This window comes from Mycobacterium sp. 1245499.0 (genome assembly GCF_001673615.1).
Classification (GTDB): Bacteria; Actinomycetota; Actinomycetes; order Mycobacteriales; family Mycobacteriaceae; genus Mycobacterium; species Mycobacterium europaeum_A.
Map to the genome: position 1 here is coordinate 1 of NZ_LZMG01000292.1, position 6,427 is coordinate 6,427.

The window sequence follows — 6,427 nt, forward strand, 5'->3', positions numbered from 1 at the left end:
ACCATGTAGGTGAGCGCCAGCGAGATCGCCACGCACGCCAGGGCCGCGACGACGGCCAGCGCCGGGTTCAGCCGCGAGGCCACGCCGCTCATCAGCCGGCTCAAGGTCAGCGCCACCCCGAGTCCGAACCCGACGCCCAGCACCACCATCAGCCAGGTTTCCTGCCGGCGCGATTTCAGCGGTGGCGGCGCCGCATCGACCTTGGGCAGCTGCTCGAGCGGCGGCAGTTCCATCGGCACGTGCACCGCCTGCGCCACCTCGGCGAGCTTCAGGTCGGTGTCGCGGCTGACCTCGGCGACCACCTCCTCTAGCGCCTCGTAGGCGTCCGTCTCGAAGCCCGGCATGTTGCGCCGCGACAAACCCGCCGCGTGCTCCTGCAGTTCGGTGCGCACCGACGCGCACCGGTTGCGCGCGGAGTGCGACAGCGCCACCCGGGCCTGCTGGATCTGACCGCGCAGCGTGATGGTGCGCTCGCTTTTGGCCTGGCGCCGCTGTTGCAGGGCGGTGCTGCGCTCTTCGCGCAGCGCCTCGACCCGGGCCCGCCGGCCGGACCCCTCGACCTCGCGGTCGAACCGCCGCGCCATCGTCTCCAGCCGGGATTCCCACGCCCGCAACCTGTTTCGCCGTGCCAGGTCGGGGTCGTCGAGCTGCGCCGAGACGGCCGCGACCAGGTCGTCGACGTCTGGGTCGCCCAGGTCGGGCAGGGCCGCCGCGCCCACCCAGGGCGCCCGGGCATAACGCGCCGCATGCGTCCCCAACGCGTCGCAGTTCGCGGCGACGATGTCCCGCCAGTTCAGGTGCACGTCGATCTTGGACACCACCCCGACGATCGCGTCGGTGTGCTCGGTCGCGGCGTCCAGCAGCGTGCAGTCGGACGGTGTCAGGTTTGCCGCCGCGGACACGACGAACACCACCGCGATCGGCACCTCGCCCGGGCCCAGATCCGCCGACTCGACGAACGTGTGCTGCGGGAGCCGCTTGCGCAGCGCATCGGCGACCGCGGTGACCCCGGCCATCCAGGGGCCGGTCACCAGCACGGCGTCGCGGCGCTGAATGGCCGGCGGGTCCAGCCCCGGCCCGGCGGCCGCCACCAGTGCGTCCACCGCGGCGACGGGATCGTCGCTCGCGTCGCCGCTCACCAGGAATCCCCCGGCAACGAGGCGCAGGACTGGGACCACAACCGCAGCGATCCCCGGGCGATGTCCGCGCCGCACGCGCGATGCAATTCGCTGGCCGAGGCGCGGCTGTAGCGCTGCCAGCGCACCGCCCGCGGCAGGTGCGCGGCCGGATCACGACGAGCGCCGCGACCCGGGTGGCCGCCCGGGTCGAGCCCGGCCGCCTCGGCCAGGTCCACGGCGGCCGCCATCCGCGCGACCACGGTGTCGTCGCGGGACAGGAACCCGCTGATGCGCTCGCCCAGCGCGCCGCCCCCGGCGGCCAGCGCCTCGAGTTCGGTGACGGCGTCGCGCACCCGCTGATAGCGCGCCGCGGCGCCCAGCACGCCGATCCTGGCCAGCACGCCGTCGACGCCGCTCATCCGGTGCAGCAGGGTCAGCACCTGGGCCGGGGTCCGGCCCTGCCGGAAGGCGGCGACCGCCAGCGCGGTGCCGAACAGGTCGAGGGTCTCCAGCAGGCGGTGGCGCACGTCGGTCGGCACCGGAACGTCGGCGCCCAAGAATCCGGCGAAGGAGCCCTCGAAGCAGGCGGTGGCGCCGGGGTGGGCGGCGAGCGCCGACAACGCCGTCCACAGGGTGCTGTCCAGGTCGTCGAGCGCGGTGAGCGCAAGCAGCCCGGTCATCGGCTCCATCGGCACGCCGACGCGCGCCGAGAGCTCGGTGCACCTCGCGCGCGCCGCCGCGACGGGCCCGTCACCCCGGCCGGACAGCGAGCCCGCCAGATCGGCCTTGTTCAGCACCGCCAGCACCGGGCGACCGGCCGCTGCGGCCTGGCCGATCGCCTGGGTGTCCTCGGGCTTGACCACCTCCGCGAGCACGCGGACCAGCACGTCCGCCTCGCCATCGGTCTCGGGGTCCACCACCGCGATGCCCGCCGCGCGTCCCGCGCCGTCCAGCGCGCGGCGCACGGTGCGGCAGCCGACCCCCCGGCGGCCGCCCACAACCACGCGCAGCGGTGCGGCGGTGCGCTGCACGATCGCCGCCACGCGTGGGTCGACCTGGCCGGCGGCAAACCGCGCCAGCTCGCCGACGAAAGTCTGGTGTCCTTGTCCCCTCATATCCCGCCTGTTCGGTCCGGATGACCAGCGTCCCGGCCGCGTCGAAACTACTGCGTGCTGCGCCGAGGCCGAGCGGTCCCACCGAATGGTGGCACCCGCGTCACGAAGAAGCGAGCCACTGTTAATCAGTTACCAGGTCAAGGCAACTGTTGGGTATCAATCCGGACCAGGGGCGGCTACATCCGAGGTTTATAGGCCACCATGGACAAATGCATGCGCAGCGCGGGGTGGCGATGTCTGCTGACACGCCCTCGGGGGACTCGGACCGCCCCGACCAGCGCTACCTCCCCGCCACGGCGTTCCGGGCCCGGCGAGCGGCCCTGTCCGATGCCCAGCGCCAGACCTGGGAACGCCGCTGGCCCGAGCTCGGCCTGTCGATAGGCGCCGCGGCCGACGAACCCGAAGACCCCGAACCCCCGCTGGATACCCGCGCCTGGTTCGGGCGCCAGGCGCCGGTGGTGCTCGAAATCGGTTGCGGCAGCGGCACATCCACGTTGGCGATGGCCAAGGAGGAGCCCGGCATCGACGTGGTCGCGGTGGAGGTCTACCGGCGTGGGCTGGCGCAGCTGCTGTGCGGGATCGACCGCGACAAGGTGAGCAACATCCGGCTGATCCGCGGCAACGCCGTCGACGTCCTGCAACGCCTCATCGCGCCGGCGTCGCTGACCGGGGTGCGCGTCTTCTTCCCCGACCCGTGGCCGAAGGCGCGGCACCACAAACGCAGGTTCCTACAGCCGGGCACGATTGGCTTGATAGCCGACCGGCTACTCCCTGGTGGTGTCCTGCACGTTGCGACGGACCACGCCGGCTACGCCGAGCACGTCGCCGAGGTCGGCGCGGGCGAACCCCGGCTGCGCCCGGCCGATCCCGACGATGCGCTGGCGATTTCGGTCACGCGCCCGACCACCAAGTACGAGACGAAGGCTCAAGAAGCGGGCAGCGCCGTCACCGAGTTCATTTGGCTTAGACGATGAGTAGGCGATGACCATGAGCCTGACCGAAGAGACCGCGGCGGGGGCCGAACCCGTCGCGCCGCCGGCGGTGCTGACCGGCGACGCGTTGGGCGACTTCCCTCCCCCGGGGGGACGGGTGTTGCTGGTGTGGGACGCGCCCAACCTCGACATGGGCCTGGGCTCCATCCTGGGCCGGCGCCCGACGGCTCTGGAGCGCCCGCGGTTCGACGCCCTGGGACGCTGGTTGTTGGCGCGCACGGCCGAGGTCAGCGCCACCTGCCCCGGCGTCGTGGTGGAACCCGAGGCCACCGTCTTCACCAACATCGCGCCGGGCAGCGCCGATGTCGTCCGGCCCTGGGTGGACGCGCTCCGTAACGTGGGGTTCGCGGTGTTCGCCAAGCCGAAGATCGACGAGGACAGCGACGTCGACCGCGACATGCTGGCCCACATCGAACTGCGGCGCACCGAGGGGTTGGCGGCGCTGGTGGTGGCCTCCGCGGACGGTCAGGCTTTTCGCCACCCGCTGGAGGACATCGCCCGAACCGGGGTCAGCGTCCAGGTGATCGGATTTCGCGAACATGCGAGTTGGGCGCTAGCGTCGGATACCTTGGACTTCGTTGATCTGGAGGATATCGCTGGTGTCTTCCGGGAACCGTTGCCGCGGATCGGCCTAGATTCGCTGCCTGACCAGGGAGCGTGGCTGCAGCCGTTCCGGCCGCTGTCCGCGCTGTTGACCGCGCGTGTGTGACACTGGCTTGAAAAACCGAAAGATGCCGCGCGGGTCGTTAACGATCCAGTAAGGAGCTTGCGTGTTCGCCTGGTGGGGTCGAACTGTGTACCGGTATCGGTACATCGTGATCGGGGTCACGGTAGCTCTGTGTCTGCTGGGTGGCGTCTTCGGAATCAGCCTGGGCAAGCATGTTACACAGAGCGGCTTCTACGACGACGGCAGCCAATCGGTGAAGGCGTCGGTGCTGGGCGACCAGACCTACGGCCGCGACCGCACCAGCCACGTGGTGGCCACCTTCACCGCTCCCAACGGAAAAACGGTCGATGACGCGGCGTGGCGGGACAAGCTCGTCGCCGAGCTCAACAAGTTCAAGACCGATCACCCCGACCAGGTCGTCGGGTGGGCCGGCTGGCTTGCGGCGCCCGACAGCACCAACCCGGTGATCAAGGGGATGGTGAGCGAGGACAGGAAGCACACCTTCGTGTCCATCCCGCTGAAGGGTGACGACGACGACAGCATCCTCAACAACTACAAGGCCATCGCCCCGGATCTGCAGAAGCTCAACGGCGGCACCGTGCAACTCGCCGGTCTCGAGCCGATCGCCAACGCCCTGACGGGCACCATCGCCACCGACCAGCGCCGCATGGAGGTCCTTGCGGTGCCGATGGTGGCGGTGGTCCTGTTCCTCGTCTTCGGGGGCGCGGTCGCCGCCGGCCTGCCGGCCATCGTGGGCGGCCTGAGCATCGCCGGCTCGCTGGGCATCCTGCGGCTGGTCGCCGTGTTCGGGCCCGTGCACTATTTCGCCCAGCCGGTGGTGTCCCTGATCGGCCTGGGCATCGCGATCGACTACGGGCTATTCGTGGTGAGCCGGTTCCGGGAGGAGATCGCCGAGGGTTACGACACCGAGGCCGCGGTGCGAAGAACCGTGATGACGGCCGGGCGCACCGTGACCTTCTCCGCGGTGCTGATCATCGCCTCCAGCGCCAGCTTGCTGGTGCTTCCGCAGGGCTTCGTGCACTCGTTGACCTACGCGATCTTCGCCGCGGTGGGTCTCGCCGCCTTGCTGTCGATCACCTTCCTGCCGGCCTGCCTGGGCATCCTCGGCCGCCACGTCGACGCGCTGGGCGTGCGGACCGCGTTCCGGGTGCCGTTCCTGCGGAACTGGAAGTACTCGCGGGCCTATCTGAACTGGCTGGCCGACCGGCTGCAGAAGACCAAGACGCGCGAAGAGGTCGAGGCCGGCTTCTGGGGCAAGCTGGTCAACTGGGTGATGAAAAAGCCGCTGGCGTTCGCCATCCCGATCGCGGTCGGCATGATCCTGCTGGTCATCCCGCTGGGCAACCTGTCGTTCGGCGGGATGAGCGAGAAGTACCTGCCGCCCGACAACCCCGTGCGCCTGGCGCAGGAGCACTTCGACAAGCAGTTCCCCGGCTACCGCACCGAGCAGCTGACCGTGGTGATCCAGAGCGACAACCACAGCAAGGTGACCGACCAGCAGGTCGCCGACATCCGCAACCGGATTTCCTCGATCGGCGGTTTCACCGACAAGACCTGGCAGGAACGGCCGTGTCCGACCATCGCCGGGAACCCCTGCGTCGCCGGCCCGAACGGGACCACGGTGCCCAAGGACGGCTCGGTGCGGGTGATCCAGAACGGCCTGCTCAACAAGAATGACGCCGAAAAGAAGATCGCTGAACTGCGGGCGGTGAACCCGCCGAAGGGCCTGAACCTGTATGTCGGCGGCACGCCGGCACTCGAGCAGGACAGCATCCACAGCCTGTTCGCCAAGGCGCCGCTGATGCTGGTGCTGCTGCTGGGCGCGACGCTGCTGCTGATGTTCCTGGCGTTCGGCTCGGTGGTGCTGCCGATCAAGGCGGTGCTGATGAGCGCGCTCACGCTGGGGTCGACGATGGGCATCCTGACGTGGATTTTCGTCGACGGTCACCTGTCCGGGGTGCTGAATTTCACGCCGACGCCGCTGATGGTGGTGGTGATCGCGTTGGTCGTCGCCGTCGGCTTCGGGCTGGCCACCGACTACGAGGTGTTCCTCGTCTCGCGGATGGTCGAGGCGCGTGAACGCGGTATGTCCACCGCCGAGGCCATCCGGATCGGCACCGCGACCACCGGGCGCCTGATCACGGCCGCCGCCCTGGTGCTGGCCGTGGTCGCCAGTTCGTTCGTGTTCTCGGACCTGGTGTTGATGAAATATTTGGCCTTCGGCCTGATGGCGGCGCTGCTGCTCGACGCCACCATCGTGCGGATGTTCCTGGTGCCGTCGGTGATGAAGCTGCTCGGCGACGACTGCTGGTGGGCGCCGCGCTGGGCCCGGCGCCTGCAGAACAAGATCGGGCTGGGTGAGATCGACCTGCCCGACGAGCGCAAGCGGCCCACGCTGAACGGCCGGCCCGCGCGCCCGCCCGTGGCGGCCAGCCTGGTCGCCGCGGCACCGCGGCCGCCGCACGACCCCACCCACCCGGCGGCGCCGGAGCCGTCGCGCTCGCGGCTGGGTCC

General features: G+C 70.3%; 5 protein-coding genes. 3 read left to right on the forward strand and 2 right to left on the reverse strand.

Annotation, left to right across the window (positions count from 1 at the left end):
* Both A5646_RS17270 and A5646_RS17275 read right to left on the reverse strand, forming a co-directional pair.
* Positions 1 to 1,139, reverse strand: a 1,139-nt coding sequence (locus A5646_RS17270; RefSeq protein WP_197505221.1) for a hypothetical protein, incomplete at its 3' end; no start/stop codon positions are given.
* Entirely contained in the window at positions 1,136 to 2,233 is a 1,098-nt protein-coding gene (locus tag A5646_RS17275) for a hypothetical protein (protein WP_066866053.1), read from the reverse strand. The genes A5646_RS17270 and A5646_RS17275, both read right to left, overlap by 4 nt.
* Positions 2,234 to 2,424: 191 nt before the next feature.
* Between A5646_RS17275 and trmB the strand changes: the two genes are divergently transcribed.
* The 3 genes from trmB to A5646_RS17290 all read left to right on the forward strand — a co-directional run.
* On the forward strand, positions 2,425 to 3,207 hold the full coding sequence (gene trmB / locus A5646_RS17280; protein ID WP_197505222.1) for a tRNA (guanosine(46)-N7)-methyltransferase TrmB: 783 nt from the start codon (positions 2,425 to 2,427) through the stop codon (positions 3,205 to 3,207).
* A gap of 13 nt (positions 3,208 to 3,220) precedes the next feature.
* Positions 3,221 to 3,934, forward strand: a complete 714-nt coding sequence (locus A5646_RS17285; RefSeq protein ID WP_067022959.1) for an NYN domain-containing protein — start codon at positions 3,221 to 3,223, stop codon at positions 3,932 to 3,934.
* A gap of 61 nt (positions 3,935 to 3,995) precedes the next feature.
* Positions 3,996 to 6,427 (forward strand): MMPL family transporter (locus tag A5646_RS17290; RefSeq protein ID WP_067022962.1); only part of this gene is annotated, 2,432 nt, incomplete at its 3' end.